Annotated in this window: 18 protein-coding genes; 5 read left to right on the top strand and 13 right to left on the bottom strand. The window is 69.5% G+C overall.

The genetic code is table 11. The features are described from left to right. Positions 1–16: 16 nt before the first annotated feature. The 5 genes from ACFWBW_RS20220 to ACFWBW_RS20200 are packed head-to-tail and all read right to left on the bottom strand — an operon-like array spanning position 17 to position 4,314. The gene (locus ACFWBW_RS20220) at positions 17–724 is read right to left on the bottom strand and encodes a hypothetical protein (protein WP_385374305.1); all 708 of its coding nucleotides are present in this window, start codon (positions 722–724) and stop codon (positions 17–19) included. Continuing rightward, positions 721–1,119 (bottom strand): hypothetical protein, encoded by a 399-nt coding sequence (locus ACFWBW_RS20215; RefSeq protein ID WP_385374304.1) that lies wholly within the window; start codon positions 1,117–1,119, stop codon positions 721–723. Before ACFWBW_RS20215 ends, ACFWBW_RS20220 begins: the two co-directional genes overlap by 4 nt. Continuing rightward, positions 1,116–2,654 carry a 2,3-bisphosphoglycerate-independent phosphoglycerate mutase gene (gpmI, locus tag ACFWBW_RS20210; RefSeq protein ID WP_385374302.1) on the bottom strand — a complete coding sequence of 513 codons (1,539 nt, stop codon included), beginning with the start codon at positions 2,652–2,654 and terminating at the stop codon, positions 1,116–1,118. The genes ACFWBW_RS20215 and gpmI overlap by 4 nt, the downstream gene beginning before the upstream one ends. Then, complete coding sequence (gene aroA, locus ACFWBW_RS20205) at positions 2,651–3,961, bottom strand: 3-phosphoshikimate 1-carboxyvinyltransferase (protein WP_385374300.1); 1,311 nt, start codon at positions 3,959–3,961, stop codon at positions 2,651–2,653. The genes gpmI and aroA overlap by 4 nt, the downstream gene beginning before the upstream one ends. A gap of 35 nt (positions 3,962–3,996) precedes the next feature. Then, positions 3,997–4,314 carry a hypothetical protein gene (locus ACFWBW_RS20200; protein ID WP_385374298.1) on the bottom strand — a complete coding sequence of 106 codons (318 nt, stop codon included), beginning with the start codon at positions 4,312–4,314 and terminating at the stop codon, positions 3,997–3,999. Positions 4,315–4,859: 545 nt separating this feature from the next. On the opposite strand from ACFWBW_RS20200, the gene ACFWBW_RS20195 reads away from it, so the two are divergent. Continuing rightward, positions 4,860–5,831, top strand: a complete 972-nt coding sequence (locus ACFWBW_RS20195; protein WP_385374296.1) for a LuxR C-terminal-related transcriptional regulator — start codon at positions 4,860–4,862, stop codon at positions 5,829–5,831. 11 nt (positions 5,832–5,842) lie between these two features. On the opposite strand, the gene ACFWBW_RS20190 is transcribed toward ACFWBW_RS20195, so the two are convergent. From ACFWBW_RS20190 to ACFWBW_RS20175, 4 genes are all read right to left on the bottom strand, one after another. Then, positions 5,843–6,139 (bottom strand): hypothetical protein, encoded by a 297-nt coding sequence (locus ACFWBW_RS20190; RefSeq protein WP_385374294.1) that lies wholly within the window; start codon positions 6,137–6,139, stop codon positions 5,843–5,845. Between the two features lie 866 nt (positions 6,140–7,005). Beyond that, positions 7,006–8,607: a GNAT family N-acetyltransferase gene (locus tag ACFWBW_RS20185; protein ID WP_385374292.1), complete on the bottom strand. Its 1,602-nt coding sequence runs from the start codon at positions 8,605–8,607 to the stop codon at positions 7,006–7,008. Positions 8,608–8,692: 85 nt separating this feature from the next. Beyond that, positions 8,693–8,959: a hypothetical protein gene (locus tag ACFWBW_RS20180; RefSeq protein ID WP_385374290.1), complete on the bottom strand. Its 267-nt coding sequence runs from the start codon at positions 8,957–8,959 to the stop codon at positions 8,693–8,695. Positions 8,960–9,201: 242 nt separating this feature from the next. Next, positions 9,202–9,552, bottom strand: coding sequence for an ArsR/SmtB family transcription factor (locus tag ACFWBW_RS20175; protein ID WP_385374288.1), 351 nt, complete (start codon positions 9,550–9,552; stop codon positions 9,202–9,204). A gap of 116 nt (positions 9,553–9,668) precedes the next feature. Here ACFWBW_RS20175 and ACFWBW_RS20170 point away from each other — a divergent pair, with 116 nt between their 5' ends. Beyond that, positions 9,669–10,733, top strand: coding sequence for a permease (locus ACFWBW_RS20170; protein ID WP_385374286.1), 1,065 nt, complete (start codon positions 9,669–9,671; stop codon positions 10,731–10,733). A 114-nt stretch (positions 10,734–10,847) separates the two neighbouring features. On the opposite strand, the gene ACFWBW_RS20165 is transcribed toward ACFWBW_RS20170, so the two are convergent. After that, positions 10,848–11,174, bottom strand: a complete 327-nt coding sequence (locus ACFWBW_RS20165) for an ArsR/SmtB family transcription factor (RefSeq protein ID WP_385374284.1) — start codon at positions 11,172–11,174, stop codon at positions 10,848–10,850. A gap of 189 nt (positions 11,175–11,363) precedes the next feature. Between ACFWBW_RS20165 and ACFWBW_RS20160 the strand changes: the two genes are divergently transcribed. Both ACFWBW_RS20160 and ACFWBW_RS20155 read left to right on the top strand, forming a co-directional pair. Then, positions 11,364–11,537: a hypothetical protein gene (locus tag ACFWBW_RS20160; RefSeq protein WP_385374282.1), complete on the top strand. Its 174-nt coding sequence runs from the start codon at positions 11,364–11,366 to the stop codon at positions 11,535–11,537. Positions 11,538–11,578: 41 nt separating this feature from the next. Next, complete coding sequence (locus ACFWBW_RS20155) at positions 11,579–12,832, top strand: pyridoxal phosphate-dependent aminotransferase (RefSeq protein WP_385374280.1); 1,254 nt, start codon at positions 11,579–11,581, stop codon at positions 12,830–12,832. A gap of 1 nt (position 12,833) precedes the next feature. On the opposite strand, the gene ACFWBW_RS20150 is transcribed toward ACFWBW_RS20155, so the two are convergent. The 3 genes from ACFWBW_RS20150 to ACFWBW_RS20140 form a co-directional block, all read right to left on the bottom strand. After that, positions 12,834–14,072, bottom strand: a complete 1,239-nt coding sequence (locus ACFWBW_RS20150; protein WP_385374278.1) for a hypothetical protein — start codon at positions 14,070–14,072, stop codon at positions 12,834–12,836. A gap of 123 nt (positions 14,073–14,195) precedes the next feature. Then, the gene (locus tag ACFWBW_RS20145; RefSeq protein ID WP_385374276.1) at positions 14,196–14,729 is read right to left on the bottom strand and encodes an NUDIX domain-containing protein; all 534 of its coding nucleotides are present in this window, start codon (positions 14,727–14,729) and stop codon (positions 14,196–14,198) included. Position 14,730: 1 nt separating this feature from the next. Further along, the gene (locus tag ACFWBW_RS20140) at positions 14,731–16,086 is read right to left on the bottom strand and encodes a tetratricopeptide repeat protein (protein ID WP_385374274.1); all 1,356 of its coding nucleotides are present in this window, start codon (positions 16,084–16,086) and stop codon (positions 14,731–14,733) included. A 195-nt stretch (positions 16,087–16,281) separates the two neighbouring features. Between ACFWBW_RS20140 and ACFWBW_RS20135 the strand changes: the two genes are divergently transcribed. Beyond that, complete coding sequence (locus ACFWBW_RS20135; protein ID WP_385374272.1) at positions 16,282–17,031, top strand: hypothetical protein; 750 nt, start codon at positions 16,282–16,284, stop codon at positions 17,029–17,031. Positions 17,032–17,044: the final 13 nt, after the last annotated feature.

Below are 17,044 nucleotides of genomic sequence, written 5' to 3'. Positions count from 1 at the left end.
GGGTGCTGGAGGAGCGTCAGGCGCTGACGGCCGCGCTCGCGATCACCTGGGCCGCGAACGCCTGGATCAGCGGATGTACGTTGCCGGGGCCGGAGACCAGTTCCGGCTGGAACAGCGTGCCGATGAAGAACGGGTGACCGGGAACCTCGGCGGCGCGCGGGGCACCTTCGGTGTCCCAGCCGCTGAAGAGGACGCCGGCCTCGCTGAGCCGGTCGACGAACTCCCCGTTCAGGCCGTACTTGCAGTGGTAGGTCTCCGTGGTCTGCTCGGCCCCGCCGTAGACCGCCGCGAGCCTGCTGCCCGCGGTGAGCAGGAGCGGTGCCTGCTCCCCGGCCAGGCAGCAGGTGAGCGGCACGATCAGCGGGGTCGGCGCCTCCGGGTCGTACTGGACGTCGTCCGCGTCGGTCAGGCCGACGACGGTACGGGCGTACTCGATCAGCGCGTGCTGGAAGCCCCCGCAGGTGCCCAGGTAGGGGATGCCGTTCTCGCGGGCGTGCCGGACGGCGGACAGGACCCCGTCCTTGTTTTCGTACGGGGACCCGGGCACGACCCAGATCCCGTGGAAGCCCTCCAGGGACTCGGGCCCGGTGATGGTCTCGCTGGGCACCCACTCGGTGTCCACGGCCAGCTCTGCACGGAAGGTGTCGAGCCGGGCGTGGGCGGGGGACTTGCCGTGGTCGCCGATCAGCGCGATGCGCGGCCGGGGGCCGGTGGCGGTGGTCATGCGGGCTGCTCCTGTGTCGTGTCGGTCTGATGGTCGGTCTTGCCGGCGGGATTGCCGTCGTGCGTGATCCGCCCGAGGCGGACGTGGCCGTACGGGGCGAGGCAGGCGACGAGCCGGCCGTCACGCTTGTCGGTGGTGGAGGCTCCGCCGAGGAAGAACAGCGGATCGTCGCCGGCCGGGAGCAGTCCTTCGGGGAACAGCTCCTGGTCCTGGTCGGTGCCGTTGCGGACGGTCAGGACGTGCACCCGGCCATGAGGGTCGCTCGCGACGTATGCCTCCAGGGCGGGGCTGCCGGCGTCCACGGCGCGTACGGCCGCGTCGGCCGCGAAGGCGGGGGCGAACACGGACCCGTCCGGGATCGAGGGGGCGAGGGGACTGATCGCGGTTGCGGTCACAGCAGACTCCGGCCGGTCATGGCGGGACCGTTCGGGCGGCCCAGCAGGTGGAGGACGGTGGGCGCGATGTCGGCGAGGCTGCCGCCATCGGCGAGGCGCTCGCCGGTGAGCTGTCCGGGCGCCGGGACGACGACCGCCGGTACGGGATTGGTCGTGTGACCGCCGTACGGGAGCGGGGTGCCGTCGGGGCCGGGCTTGGACATGCGCTCGGCGTTGCCGTGGTCGCCGACGAGCAGCACCCAGCGCCCGGTGGCCGCCGCGGCGGTCAGGATCTTCTCGACCTCGCGGTCGGTGTGCTCGGCGGCCTTGACCGTGGCGTCGTGGTCGCCGGTGTGGCCGACGACGTCGATGTTGGCGAGGTTGGCGATCACGAGTGCCACGTCGTCACGCCAGGCGGCGGCGGTGATGGCTTCGGTGACCCGGGCGAGGTTCATCTCGGGCCGGGCGACGTAGTCGGGGGCGGTGTCCGCGGTGATGCGGACGTGCTCCTCGACCTCACGGACGCGGTCGTCGCGGCCGTTGACGTAGTAGGTGACGTGCTCGAACTTCTCCTGCTCCGCGATGCGTACGGAGCGGAGCCCGTGGGATTCGAGTGCGTCGGCCAGGCCGCCGGAGGCGTCCGCCCGCCCGACCAGGGCGGGGATGTCAGCCTTGGTGTCGTACTGGGTCAGGGACAGGACCTCTACGTCCGTGTCGGTGAGGATCTGGACGAGGTCGTCGGCGAGCTGCTGGATGCGGTCGCTGCGGAAGTTGGTGAACAGGACCGTGTCCCCGTCGCGGACAGTGGCGAGCGGCTCGCCGTCTGCGTCGGTGAGGACGGTGGGGACGACCCACACGTCCCCGTTCTCGGCGCCGGCCAGTGCCTGCCCGTAGTCGCGGGCGGTGGCGCCCTTGCCGTCGGCGATGGCCTCGCTGACCTTCGCGGTCAGCTCCAGGTCACCGCTCTTGTCGAGGCCGTAGCCGCGACCGGAGACGGTGGCCAGGGCCCCGATGCCCGTCGCGGCGAAGAACTCCTCGACGCGGGCCAGGTAGTGCCCGGCGGTACGGTCGGCGACGTCGCGGCCGTCGGTGATGGCGTGCACCCAGACGCGCTTCACACCGCGGGTCGCCGCGATGGACAGGAGCGCGTGGAGGTGGTCCACGTGGGAGTGGATCATTCCGTCGGAGACCTGGCCGACCAGGTGGAGGGCGCCGCCGGTGGATGCCAGCCGGTCGAGTGCTTCGGTCAGGCGCGGGTTGTCGCCCAGTTCGCCGTTGTCGATCTGCCGCTGGACCAGGACGCTGTCGTAGTCGAGCGGGCGGCCGGCGCCGATGACCATGTGGCCGATCTCGGAGTTCCCGACGGTGCCGGGCAGGAGCCCGACGTGCTCGCCGGAGGCTTCCACGACGGTGGAGGGGTGCTTGGCGGCGATGGCGTCGAGGACCGGAGTGTGGGCGTTGGTGAGTGCGTTGCCGGGTCCGGGGGCGGCGTGGCCCCAGCCGTCGAGGACGAGCAGGATCCCGTTGCTGGCCGAGGAGGCCTTGTCGTCGGTCATCGCAGGGTGTCCAGGGTGTTCCAGAAGGCGGGGAAGGACTTGGCGACGCAGCCGGGGTCGTTGATGACGACGCCGGGGGTGCGCAGGCCGATGATCGCGAAGGTCATGGCGATGCGGTGGTCGTCGTAGGTGTCGATGACCGCGCCGTGCGGGGTGCCGCCGTGGATGGTCATGGCGTCGTCGTACTCGTCGACGGTGATGCCCATCTTGCGGAGCTCGGTGGTGACGGCCGCGATGCGGTCGCACTCCTTGACGCGCAGGCTCGCGATGTTGGTGATGTGGGTCTTGCCCTGGGCGAAGGCCGCGACCGCCGCGAGGGAGGGGACGACGTCGGGCATGGCGTCCATGTCGACCTCGATGCCGTGCAGTTCGCCGCCCTTGACCGTGATGGAGTTCTCCGTGATCTCCACGTGGGCGCCCATCCGGCCCAGGACCTCGGCGAGGCCGACGTCGCCCTGGTGGGAGGTGGAGCCGATGCCGGGGATGGTGACCCGGCCGCCGAGGATCGCGGCGGCGGCGATGAAGTACGACAGACCGGACGCGTCGGGCTCGACGACGGCGTGGCCGCCCTTGAAGGACTGGCCGGCCGCGACCTTGAAGGTGCGGTAGCCGTCGCGCTCGACGGTGATGCCGTGCTCGGCGAGGGTGGCCAGCGTCATCTCGACGTACGGCTTGGAGACCAGCTCGTCGACGATCTCGATCTCGGTGTCCTGCTGGGCGAGGACCGAGCTGATCAGGATCGAGGAGGTGTACTGGGAGGAGATGGCGCCGGAGATCTTCGTCTTGCCGCCGACGAAGTTGCCGCCGGTGACCTGGATCGGCGGGGAGCCGTTGCCGCGGACGGCGACCGCCTCGACACCGAGACCCGGCAGGGCCGCGAGCAGGTCGCCGAACGGGCGCTCCTGCATACGGGTGTTGCCGGTGATGGTGGTGATGCCCTCGGCGAGGCCGGCCAGCGAGATCAGGAAACGCAGCGGGGTGCCGGCGCCGCCGACGAAGATGTCGTCCTCGGGAGCGACCATCGGCTTGCCGGTCGGGGTGAGGGTGAAGCGGTAGTTCTCGTGGTCGATCTCGACGCTGACGTGCCCGAAGGAGGCGACGGCGTTGGCGAAGTAGATGGTGTCGTCGGAGACGAGCGCGCCGTCGATCACGCCGGTCTTGCCGTCGAGGGCGGCCAGGGAGGCGATGGCGATCTGGCGGTTGGTGTAGCTCTTGGAACCGAGGACCTTCACCTCGTGGTCGATCGAGTCGATGGTCTCGACGGCGAGCTGCTCGGCCTTCAGGCGCGGGTCGTTGATACCGCTCATGGCGTGGGACTCCTGGTGGTGGGGTGTGATCTGGGTCACGCGAGTACGGCGCCCGAGCCGGGCATGGCGTCGGGAAGCTGAGGGGTGGCGGCAATTCGCCATTGCGCCAAGGTGGGGCTGGAATTCAGTGCACGACGGCAAATCTCGGCCGCCGCGGACAATGCGCCGTCGAGGTTGCTGGTGCGGTGGAAGAACGTCAGCTCGATGCGGCCGGAAGTCGTCTTCGCGTGGACGTGTTCGAGGTCGTCCGCCGGCATTGCCGCGGCCCAGACGATGTCCGTAACCACAGCCGATTCCAGCTTCGCGGCGTCGGCTTCGCGGGCGGCGACGAGCGTGGCGGTGGCCATGAACATGGGCCCTCCCGGCCGGGCGGTAAGTCCTGGTACGGACCAGACGTGCTGGTCTGCTTCGGCCTGAGTGATCGCGCTGTAGTGCTCCGTGTGGCGGCACTTGGGGCCGCAGCCATGTCCGCCGGCGGGAGAGAAGCCCAGCATGACCGCGGCCGCTCTGTTCATCAGGCGCAGGGCTTTTCGCGCAGCGGGCATGGCTGTCCTCCGTGTGGCGGGGTGATGGATCGGCTGGGGACAGGGGGCGTTCTCGACGCGCTGCGGATTCCGTTTCCGTGGACTTCCGCTGCCCTGTGATCACCAGTTTGCTGAGCATTCCGAGGCGGCGGAAGAGTTCCCCGCTGGCACGAAGTGCGACCGGCAGGCACCTGCCTGAACGTGGCCGGAATCCCGGCCCCGAATGACGCGAAGTACGGCCGCGCGGGTGCTCACACTGCGGACATCCCTTGTCGTGCAGATCCCTGACCTGCCAAGATCCGCAATCGCCAATGGAATGAGGGGATCGTCTCATTCTCTGAGACGTCAAGCGGGGGGTCGCTGTGCTGGCGAGTTTGGGACTGGATACCGAAGCAGAGTCGATCTACCGGCTGATGCTGACCCAGCAGGACTGGGGCGTTGCGGAAATCGCGGTCCACTTGGCCTGCCCGGAGGAGTCCGTACGCGGCGCCCTGGACCGGCTGGCCGAACTGAACCTGTTGAGACGTTCCATCCAGGCACCCGGCGGACTCAGACCGGTCAGCCCGGACCTCGGCTTCCAGTTGCTGCTCCAGCGCCAGCAGGCTCATCTGCTCGCCCAGCAGCAGCAGTTCGCCGAAAGCCAGGCCGCGATCAGCAAGCTCCTGGGCGAGTACTCGGAGCTGCGGACCGGTGAGCGGCATGGCGTCGAGTACCTCCAGGGCATCGACGCCATCCAGGCCCGCCTCGAGGAGCTCGCCCACCGTTCCACGAGCGAGTGCCTGTCCTTCATGCCCGGTGGCGCGCAGTCCGTGGCCAGCCTGGATGCCAGCCGGCCGCTGGACGAGGACCTGATGCGGCGCGGAGTGCGGGTGCTGACCGTCTACCTGGACAGCGTCCGCAACGACAACCCCACGGTCGACTACGCCCAGTGGCTCCACGGCAACGGCGGCGAGGTCCGCACCGTACCGGCCCTGCCGCTGCGCATGGTGCTCTTCGACCGTGAAGTGGCCCTGCTGCCGGTGGACCCGAACAACACCAAGAAGGGCGCGGTCCAGCTGACCGGCCCCGGAGTGCTGACCGCGCTGGCGTCCCTCTTCGAGCAGGTCTGGGCGGGCGCTGCCCCCATCGGCAGCACCCGCGACCGCGACGAGGCCGGCCTGACCGCGCAGGAGCGTGAGCTGCTGCGCCAGCTCACGCAGGGCGCCACCGACGAGATCGCCGCCAAGAAGCTGGGCATCGGCCTGCGCACCGCCCGCCGCATGATGTCGGAGATGATGGCCCGCCTCGGCGCCCGCAGCCGCTTCGAAGCCGGCGTCCTGGCGTCGAAGGCCGGCTGGACCGACTGAGCCAGCGCCGCCTACGGCCCCAGGTACGACATCAGCAGGTCCGGGCCGGTCGTGCGGAGCCGCGGGTAGATCAGTACGGCGACCACAGCGGCCGGGATCAGTGTCCAGGGGCTCTCGACCCCGAGCTGGGCTCCGTACCAGGTGCCCAGCCATCCGACGGCGCCGACCAGGGCGAGTGCACCCGCGAGGTGAAGGGTTTCCTTCAGCGCGGTCCGGTCCCGCACCGGTTGCAGGTCCTTGAGGTCTTCTGCGGGAAGCAGGGCGCCGAGTCTGCCGGCGGAATAGTTCTCCGCCACGGTGATGAGCATGCGGGACAGCTCCTTCGCACTCTGGACCGGATCCGTGTCCAGACGGAGCTCTGCCTGTCGAAGCGCGGCCACAACCAGTCGTGCGTGGAGCCTGAGCTGTTTGCGGCGAGGGGACGAGCGCGGCGCTGACCCGAATCGGCTCGGTCCGCGAAGGAGGGAGCGTTCCGAGCTGCGAAGGGTCCTCGACACCCGGTCCACGTGTGCAGGGCGTGAAGCAGGCGGAGTGGTCACCAGCGTGGCGCAGCTCCGGATCGTACGGATGGCGAAGACCACGGGCGCGAACTGCCTTAGGGAGCGCAGGTTGCCGCGGGCGAAGTAGGTGACCCAGAGCCTCCACAGCGGCAGCGCTGCGTACAGGACGAACAGGGGACAGAGCCACAGGAACGTTGCGGGACTCCCAGGCTCCTCCCCGGATCGGGGCTGCGCATTGCCGAACGCCACCAGGCTGGGGAGGCACAGGACAGCGATCGGGATCATGGTGATGAAGGTGACCTGGTTGGCGCCGGCTTCCGCGAAGACGCGCTTTCTGATGACAGCACGCACGGCTGGGGGCACGGCAGGTGTTGAGGCGGCGCCTTGGAGGTCCTGGGACAAGTCGGCGGTCAAGGTGATGACCCGCTGGCGGAGGTGAGGCCAGCTGCTTCGATGCGTCCCCCTCAGCATCCACCACTCGAACTTTGCGCGCTGTCCGACCACTTCGCCCCTACTTCCTCGATTGCTCCCCTCACCGTGGCACCGCCCCTGCCCTGTGCACGGTGGTGTTGCTGACCTGTGACGGCTGCGGTCCAGCGGCCGGCACGACCCGCAGGCCCGGCGCGCATCGCGCACCGGGCCTGCTCAGGGGGTGTGGAAATGTGGATGAAGGGTCAGCCGCAGCAGCCGCCTTCCGGCTGGAGGGGCTGGATCGGCTCGTACGCGGAGCCGCCGAGCAGCTTGGCCTTCAAACGGCCGATCGCCGTGGTCGGCTCGTCCTCGGTGGTCGCGCCCAGCGCCTCGCGGCGGGCCTGGCCGAAGGCGGCGTGGAGCTTGGCGACCTCGGGACGCAGAGCCGCGTCGGTGACGAGGATCGCCGAGCGGATCTGGCGGGGCTTGAAGCCGCGCAGCCGCTTGGCCTCATCGGCGCCCGGACCGGCCTCGATGGAGGTGACGCCTTCGGCGTACGCGTCGCGCAGCGGACGGTCCAGGACGATCTCGAAGTAGATGCCGCTGCGCTCGCCCAGTGCCTCGTAGTCGAAGCCGGCCCACTTCACGAACAGGCGCTTGCCCTGGCGGACGGTCACCGAGACGGCGGCGACCTCGTCGTCCTTGTAAGCGAGGTAGGCGCGGACGTCCGCGTCGCCCTCGACGAGCGCGCTGAGCAGCGCGCCGATGTGCGCCTCGTCCTCGCCGCCGCCGTACTTCTGCCGGTTCTGGGTGATCAGCTCGGAGATCCGGCCGACCAGCGGCCGCAGCTCCTCACGGTCCTTGCGCTCGATGCGGGTGCCCGAGTTCGCCGCACGATCGCGGTCCTCCTTCACGCGGCGCCGCTTGCGGGCCGGGAGGGAGGCGAGGTACGCGTCGTAGCTGTCGTGCTGGAGGTCGAGGAGGTTGTTCTCGCCGTGGAAGGCGATGTCGCCGCCGTACGCCTGGAGGGCGAGCGCGAGGACCTCGCTGTACGGGCTGTCGTGCAGCCAGGGCGCGACGATCGACCGTACGCCGGCCTCGGCGGCGGCCGGGACGATGCGGTCGATGAGGTCCGCGACCAGCAGCGGGTCCTCGACCGAGGCGGAGGCCTCGGAGCGGTAGCCGAGCGGGGAGCCGAGGAGCAGCGCCGGGAAGAAGGCGTCCGCACCGAGCGCCTCGACGGTGTCGTTCGTCGAGTCGCAGCAGGACGTGGCCGAGCAGCAGGCGACCGCGCCGTTCTTGGGCTGCCAGCCCAGGTAGGTGCGCGGGTCGACGTCCACGATCGGGTCGGCGTCGAAGAGGAAGCCGGGAAGGAAGGCGAGCTCGCCCTCGCCGCGGTCGGCCACGGTGTACCAGGGCTTGGAGCCTTCGAGGCTGCCCTCGGTGGCCTTGAGCCAGTGCGGAAGCACGTACGGCGCGGGGTCGGTGGCCTGCGGAACGCTGCCGCCCAGGGCGGTGACGGCGTCGTCGAGTGTGAGGCCCGTCCGCACGTCGGCCGGGTCCTCCTGCTCGGCGGAGCCGCAGCAGGAGACGGGCTCGGGCTTGGCGGGACCACAGCAGCCGGTGGCCTCGGCGGGCTCCGGCTCGGGGGCAGGGCCGCAGCAGCCGGAGGGCTCCTCTGCCTTCGCGGGCGCTGCCTCCTCCGTCGTGCCGCAGCAGGAGGACTCCTCCTGCTTGGCGGCCTCGGGGACCGCGGTGACCTCGGCGGCCTCGGTGGTCGAGCAGCAGCCGGTGGCCGGCTCTTCCAGCACCACGAGCGCCGGGACAGGCTCCTCAGTGGTGGCACTGCAGCAAGTGGTGCTCATCTATCTTCTCCTCGGGTGGGGGCGGCTCTGGGGTGTGGGCCGGGTCAATGGGGGGTGCGGTGCGGGTGCGGGTGCGGGCCGGGGATCAGTCCCAGCCGGCGCCGTTGGTGGAGGGGTTGATGGGGGCGGAGTCCCAGCCGGCGCCGGTCGCCGTCACGGGGGCGGTGTCCCAACCGGCACCGGCCAGGGTTACGGGGGCGGAGTCCCAGCCGGCACCGTTCGGGGCGGTGTCCCAGCCGGCGCCGGCCAGGGAGCCGAGCGCCGAAGAGCTCAGCGCGGAGGTAGAGCCAAGTCCGATCACGGACACCAGGACGGCGGCGGCAAGGCTCATCGAGGTACGCGAAACAGACATGGCTATCCCCTTGGAATGACAGTGGCTTTTTGGTGACCGGCGGCCTGCTGGCCGGTTCCGGTGGTCCCCGGGGGCTTGTCGCCCTCCCGGTGTTCATGAGTCTGTCCGAGGTCACCCAGGGTGTGGAAGAGATCACTGCTGGCAGGAAGCGCGCCCGGCACCCTCATGCCTGAACACGCCGACGGGCCAGTTGCCCGCGCGGTGGCGCGAAGGTAACTGGCCCGTGGCTGAAACGAGTTGGGTCAGACGGGAAGGACCTCCGGGGAGGGGTCCAGGGCCTGGCACAGCACGGTCATGCTGCCCGGCGCGATCCGGTAGTACGTCTGGCGCCCGCGCCGCTCCCGCTCCAGGAAGCCGGCTTCGAAGAGCACCTTGAGGTGGTGTGTGACCGTCGGCTGGGTCAGCCCCAGCGGCTCGGTGAGGTCGCAGGTGCACGCCTCGCCGCCCGGCTGGGTGCGGATCAGCCCGAGCAGGCGGAGCCGGGTGGAGTCCGCAACGACCTTCAGCGCGGCCGCGAGGTCGTCGGCGGCCTCGGGGGTGAGGGGGCCGGCAAGCACGGGGGAGCAGCAGAGCTCCGAGATGGGCGTAGGCATACCCGATCCAACGATGGCCATCTATGGATTGTTCCCCAAACTCATTGACAGTCATCTATGTATCCGACAGAGTTCAACCCATCGACAGCCGTCTATGAGTTGAGTTGGAGCTCTCCGTGTTCGACACCGTCCTCGACGTCCTGGGCAAGACAGCCTCGGATGTTGGCCACACCCTCGCGGCAAACTGGCCCTTCCTGCTGATCAGCGTGATCGTGGCCTCGGCCATCCCGGTGTACATCGGCGCGGAGCGGCTCTCCTCCTGGCTTCGCCGCAAGACGCTCTGGGCGGTCATCGGGGCCGTGGTCCTCGCGACGCTCACCCCGTTCTGCTCCTGCGGCACCACCGCGGTCGTCCTGGGCGCCCTCGCCTCCAGCGTTCCGTGGGCCCCGGTCGTCACCTTCATGGTCGCCTCGCCGCTGACCAGCCCGGAGGAACTCGTCTACTCCATCGGCCTGTTCGGGCCGAACTTCGCACTGACCTTCTTCATTGCGGCCATCGTCCTCGGCTTCTTCGCCGGTCTGGTCACCTGGCTCATCGAGAAGACCGGCTGGCTCGACGGCCAGGCACGCCTCACCTCCACCGAAGCCGAACGGAAGGCCGAGGAGAGTTGCTGCACCAGCGATGACGCCGAGGGCGACGTGTCCGGTGGCGGCGGTGTGGGCATCCCGGCCGGCTCCGGTGGTGGCGGCGGCCTGGCCCGTACCGCCCTGCTGAACCGCCCCATCGCCCCGGCTCCGGCGCCCGCGCCGGTCGAGACCAGCCTGATCAAGCGCTGGAAGCTCGACGAGTTCGGCAACGAGCTCAAGATCACCAGCAAGCGCCTCGCGCTCTACTTCCTGGGCTTCGCGACGCTCGGCTTCCTGATCATCAACTCGATCCCCACTCGCTACCTGACCGAGTACCTCGGTGGCGGCAACTGGTACTCCGTCCCGCTCGCCGCGCTGATCGGCATCCCGGTCTACCTGAACTCCGACGGCTCGCTGCCGCTCATCGCCTCCCTGATGAAGGGCGGCATGGGCCCCGGCCCGGCGATCGCCTTCCTGATGACCGGCGCGGGCACCAGTGTCGGCGCCATCAGCGGCATGCTCCTCATCGCCCGCTGGCGCGTGGTGGCCCTGGTCGTCGGCATCCTCTTCACCGGCGCGGTCGTCCTCGGCTACACCGCCCCGATGTGGCTCTGACCCCCACGCCCCTCACGATTTACCTGGCCTGAGCGCCAACGCAACAGACGGCAACGGCCCGCCCCCTGCTCCGGGGCGGGCCGCAGCCATGTCCGGGGGTCGCTCTCCGGCCGGTCAGGCGGGGAGAGCACAGGAGTCCCGCTCGGCCCCCACCATCGGCTTCATTGCGGAGAGCTGGCTTATCAGGGCATCCAGACGGTCGGAACGCACCTGGTAGTACACCTCGTTCGCCCGCCGCTCGGAGGACAGCACGCCCGCCTCCCGCAGCTTCCTCAGGTGATGACTGACCGTCGGCCCCGAGACGGAGAACGACGCGGCGATCTCCCCCATGCAGACCTCGCCGGCCGGGCAGCAGGCCACGATGCTGGCGATCCGCAGCCGCACCGGGTCGGCCAGCGCCTTGAACGCGGCTGCCAGGTCCACGGCTTCGGTGGCAGTCATGGGCTCGGGGCAGCAGGATGCGGGCATCCCGGCAGGTGCAGGCTCGATCATGCGCCCAATCTGGCCGATGGAAGCCTCCCGCGTCCAGATCTGCCCGAGAGGCGGGACGCGACACCCAAAGCATTGACGAACATCTATGAGTCCTGCCATGCTCAATCCATAGACACTCATCTATGAATCGAGGATGTCATGTCGTCCATTCGCCGCTCCATCCGCAAGTTCCGCCGGGCCCGCAACGACGCCTTCGTCGCCACCGTCCGCTTCTGCGACGGCTGCGCCGAAGTCAGTGACCCCGTAAGCCGCTCGGCCGAGTTCCGCCGCGCCCAGGACTCCCTCGTCGCCTCCTACGGCATACGCATCTGACCCCCGACGCGCCCGCACCGAACCCCACCCCAAGGAACCCCGTGAGTACTGAAACGTCCACCCCCGACGCGATCAGCCCCATCCGCCTGGCCCGGCGGGCGACGCAGGTCCCGCCCTCCGCGACCGCCGCCCTGGACGCCCAGGCGAAGGCGCTGATCGCCCGGGGGGTCGACGTCATCAACCTCACGAGCGGCGAGCCAGCCTTCCCGACCGTGGAACCCGCGGCCCAGGCCGCCCTCGATGCCATCGCCACCGACTTCACCCGCTATACCCCGGCCGCCGGTATCCTCGAACTTCGCTCAGCGGCAGCCAACTTCATCAACCGCCACGGAACGACGTACGAGCCAGGCCAGGTGGTCATCACGGCCGGCGCTAAGCAAGCCCTCCACTACGCCTTCACCACCCTCATCGAACCGGGCGACGAGATCCTCATCCCGGCCCCCTACTGGGTCAGCTACCCGCACCTGGCCGCCCTGGCCGGAGGCACCCTCGTCCCCGTCCAGCCCGCCCCCGACGCCGGCCTGAAGGTGACCGCCGACCAACTCCGCGCGGCGGTCACCGACCGCACGAGGGTTCTGCTCCTCAACAACCCGGCCAACCCCTCCGGCGTCGTCTACGGCAGGACCGAACTGGCCGCACTCGTCCAGGTAGCGATCGACCACGACCTGGCGATCATCAGCGACGAGATCTGCGACCACTGGGTCTTCGGCGAGTCCGCACACGTCTCCGTCGCCGCCCTCAGCCCCGAGGCCGCCGAGCGCACCCTCACGATCGGCGGCGTCTCCAAGACGTTCGCCATGACGGGTTGGCGCATCGGCTGGGTCGCGGCCCCCACCCCCGTGGCGGCGGCCATCACGGCGATCCAAAGCCACACAGCTTCCGCCCCGTCGTCGATCTCCCAGAAGGCAGCACTCGGCGCCCTGACGGCAGACCTCACCACCGAGCTGGAATACCGCCGCAGCGAACTGGACGACCGCCGCCTGACCACGATCAAGGCCCTGGCAAACGTCCCCGGTATCAGGGTCGACGGAGACCCCACCGGCGCCTTCTTCCTCCTCGCCGACGTCTCCGGCGCCTACGGCCGCACCTCGGCAGGCCGCACCATCACCTCAGCGGCAGACTTCGCGGAGCTCCTCCTCGCGGAGGCCAACGTCGCAGTGGTCCCCGGCGCCGACTTCGCCGCCCCCCACCACGCCCGCATCTCGTACACGGTCCCGCCGCACCGCCTGGAGGAGGCGCTGGCCAGGATCGCCGCCTTCGTTGACGGACTCGGACGGGCCTCCGGCCGGATCTGACTCAGGACCAGGGCGTCTCCTCGGTCTCACCGGCCCAGCCGTGAATCCGCGCCAGGTTCTGGTGAGGTCCCCGGTAACCCAGCGACTCGAGGACAAGCAGAGACAAGTAGTGCCGGGTGAGCAGCCATGTCTCCGTGACGAGGCCCGGGATCCCGTAGATGTTCTCCTGAGCTTCCTCAGGGTGCACGAGCGAGTTGCGAATCCTTGTCACGGCTTCTGGCCCGTCCAGCTGCTCCCCGCTTCGCTGTCGAGCGTCGTCGATGAAGCGGGCTATGGCGGGCAGCTGGGCCCGGTCGATGTCCAGGGAGACGTTGATCCCCTGAAGGACTTTGCGCAGTTTCGTGTGCGCCTTCCACACTCGGGTGTTCTTGTACTCCCTGCGGGTCAGCACCCCGGTCAGGACGAGCCTCTGCCACATGGCGTGCTCCAGCCCGGCGGCACCGATCATCACCCGCTGCTCCACAAATCCCTTGTCCTGGATCGCGGTGATGGCGTAGCTGATCTGGAGTTGCAACGGTTTGGCTTTGTGGGGGTCGGAGAGTGCGGGGACGAGTCCGTCCATGAACCTGGCCAGCGCCTCGGGATCCCAGGGCTGCCACCACCCCGAGGACAGCGACTTGGCGGGATCGCAGAGCAGGGCGCCCCACTCCTCCCAGACGACTTCGTCGAGGGGCCCAAGACCAACCGGAAGGAGCGGGGCGACCCACCGGCCCAGGCAGAAGGACATGCCGAAGTGCAGGGCCACGAGGACGTGGCGCGCCTCGGTGGCGGTGAACTGCCGCCCGTCAGCGCGGCTGATCTCCATCGTGTGGGTCATCGCGTAGAGACGGGTCTTGAGTAGTTCGTCCCAGATCTCTTTGTGATCCGGCCGGACGTCCAGAAGGATCTTCCATCCGTCGACCTCGTGCGACCAGCGGCCGGCAGCCCAGAATCGATCAGCGCCGTCGAGCCTGTCTGTCAGGTGCTGGTGACCTTTGAACCGCGGAAGGTTGAACCAGTGGGCCACGATGCGGGTAAGGGGCGCTTCGCTGTCGCCGAGAGCAGCTCCATTGATCCACCCCTCATCGTAGTTCCGGGCCGAGGCTTCCACCTCGGCCTGCCCATGCGACCGCTGGAGCCGGAGGACGGCCGTGTCCAGGGAGCGGGGACGCGCGTCCGGCTCGGGAGTGATGCTCCAGTCGAGGCTGAGGCCCGGCGAGCACCGGAGGTTGATCTCCCCAGGCACTTCGGTGTCCCGCACACCGCCGACTTCTCCACGGTGAAGACTGACCGACTCGCCGACGTCATTGAAGGGATAGAAGGGCTTGATCGGCGGGAGAGCTGAATCCCAAGGTGAATCGGTCATGACGCCCCTGTCTTCGATCTAGAGCCACCCGTTGAGTGAAACCTGTGCCCCGTCCGAGAGGAAGGCGACCAGGGCGCTGCGGGTCGTGGGGACGAACTCCGCAGGCAGAGAAGCGGTGTCGACCCAGCGGACCTGGGAGTGCTTGCGGGGTTCCCGGTTCTCGGGTTCGCCGGTCCATTCGTGGGCGGCGAAGACGACCGTGAGGAACCCGTTGGGGGCTTCGACGCCCCAGGCGCCGTGGATGATGTGGGCGACCTTGAGGGACTCGGGCTTCACCGTGAGGCCCGTCTCCTCGTAGAGCTCACGGACCGCGGTCTCGGTGATGGGTTCGCCGGGCTCGCTCTTCCCGACGGGCAGGTCCCACATGCCCTGGGCGAACTTGGCCTTCTCGCTGCGCTGGAGGAGCACGACCCGGTCGGTTGCCTTGTCGTGGACGATGACGGCCGCGACCAGCAGGGTCATCGAGTCGAGCGCCGGCTTGAGGGCGGGGGAGCGGTCGTCGGTCTGCTGAGCCACGGAGCATTTCCCTTCATCGGGCTGATTGTTGGGCATGTTAGGCCAGGGCCTCACGGGCACGTCGGGCGAGATCGGCGGCGCCGGGGACGCGGCGGCGTTGGTAGACCGCGAGGGTGGAGCGGATCGAGGTGATCGCCTTGCGGGTGCGGTCGGAGGTCATGCCCTCCATGAGGACGAGGGCCTGGGTCCAGGCGGCGACCGCTTCGTCTGCGCGAGCCTGGGCGGCGAGGCTGTCGCCGAGGTCGGCGTGGGTGAGGGCGTGGACGCGCTTGTACTTATCAGGGTCCCAGCGAGTGAGGGCGTCGCGGTGCTGCTGTTCCGTGCCGATGTGGTCGGCCAGGTCGGTCAGGGTGCGGGCGGTGTGGCTGGTGACGGTGCCGGCTGCTGGGCCGCTGACGCGGGAGAAGCTGGGCTGGGGCCTGTCCTCGCGTAGGAGGGCGTCCTCGGCGGCGAGCAGGGCACGCGCGGCCGAGGGGTTCTCGCCGGTGGCGGCGTAGGCGCGGGCGTGGGTGATGTGGAGGAGTGCCTCGGTCTGACCGTCCACGTGACCGAGGCCGCGGGCGAGGGCGCCTTCGACGAGATCGACACAGTGGTGGGGTTGCTTGAGGCTGAGGGACTGGTGGGCGAGGGCGCGCATCATCCAGGCGGCATGGCCGTGGGGATCGGCTTCGCAGGCGAGCTGGTAGCCGACCTGGTAGTAGCGTTGGGCGGCGCCCTCGTGGCCGAGGTCGTGATGCTTCCACCCGGCGAGGTAGGCCAGCTCCGCGACCGCGCCGAAGGCGGCCTGGCGTAACGCTTCGGAGGGAAAGCGGCCCCGCAGCATGGGGGCTGCGGTGTCGGCGAGGTAGGCGGTGACGGTGGTCAGGCCGTGGCCGCCTCCGAGGCGCTCGTCGGCGGCGCTGAAGGCCGCCGTGATCTGCCGGACGACGTCGATGTCCTCGCCACCGACGCGGGAGCCCGGGGTGCGGGCGCGGAGCATCCGCGAGGTGGCCTCGTGGTCGTGCAGGAGCGGCATGGCGACGCCGGCCGTGGTGAAGGCGGCGATGGCGAGGAAGCGGCTGCGTTCGACATCCGCCCGGCCGAGGTTCGTGACGGCAGTGACCGGGTCCCCATCGCCGGACGGCTCGGTATCGGTCTGTTGGAAGCCGATCTCCCTCTGGGTGACGACACGGTCGAGCCTGCGTGAGAGGGCTTCGGCAAGGTACTGGCCCGCCTGGCCGGAGGGGACGCGGGTGCCGCTCGCCCAGTGGGAGACGGCGGATTTGTTGGTCTGGAGTAGCTCCCCGTTCTCGGCGGCGATGCGGCGTACGTCCTTGGCGAGTGCCTCGTACGTGCATCCGGCGGCGTTGATCGTGTCGCGCAGGCTGGAGTTGGCACTGGTCGGCGCTGGCACGATCTCCTCCGCTCCGGAGCTGTAAACCGCGTATACCGCTTGGCCTCAGCCACACCGTACCCACTCTGCGTAGCGGGCGGTTCACTTATCGACAGCCGCCCCACTCTCGGGCCGGACGGCCCCCAAGTTCCGTACGCCCTACCGGGCTCGGGCATTCCTATGCCCCGGCCCCGGACGATCAGAGACGGAGACACAGTGACCACCATCGACACCGCGACCATCACGGTCGAGCTGCCCGACGCCTTCGACCCGCGCTGGAGCCGACTGCCCGGCATCCACGTGGACGGCCGGCGCATCACCATCGACCCGGCCGAGTACTTCTTCCGCTTCGAGTCCCACACCTGGCTCGTCGCCGACTGGGAGCTGGTCAAGTCCCAGCTCCTCGATGTGGACGAGACGACCGAGAGCACGGTCGAGCAGCTCGCACTCGACTTCATAAAGAACCACGGCGAGTCCACCTCCGACGCCGCCCGCGTGCTGACGACGGCGTACGGGGTCTACTCGTACCTCTTCCGCGAGGAGCACCTGGCCGGCCTCGGCCTGCCGCAGATCACCGGCGACCACCTGCGCATGCTGCGCGAGGCGGCCACCCTGATGGCGCTCAACAAGGTCGAGCTCGATGGCCACATCTCCAACGTCGGCCCGTGCTGGTTCTTCCCCGCCGCCACCTCCGTCGTCTTCGACCTGAACGACGAGATGGGCGGAATGCTGGACGAGGTCTACCACGGCGGCTGGTTCAACGAGCACCGCCGCATCGAGTCCATCAAGGCCCACGCCGCCCTCGGCGGCCGCCTCGTGCACGGCTGCCAGTCCGTCCCGGACCAAACCGGAGGGGTCGTCGCGCCCTACGGTGCCTCGATGGCGAACTTCCGCGACGACTTGGCCGTGTTCAAGGCGGGCTGGATCGAACAGGTCTACGCCCACCGCGTGACCGTGGCCGAGTAACCCCAACCCCGTA

The organism is Streptomyces sp. NPDC059957, assembly GCF_042730015.1.
Taxonomy (GTDB): Bacteria; Actinomycetota; Actinomycetes; order Streptomycetales; family Streptomycetaceae; genus Streptomyces.
This window is presented reverse-complemented; position numbering and strand designations above follow the sequence as displayed.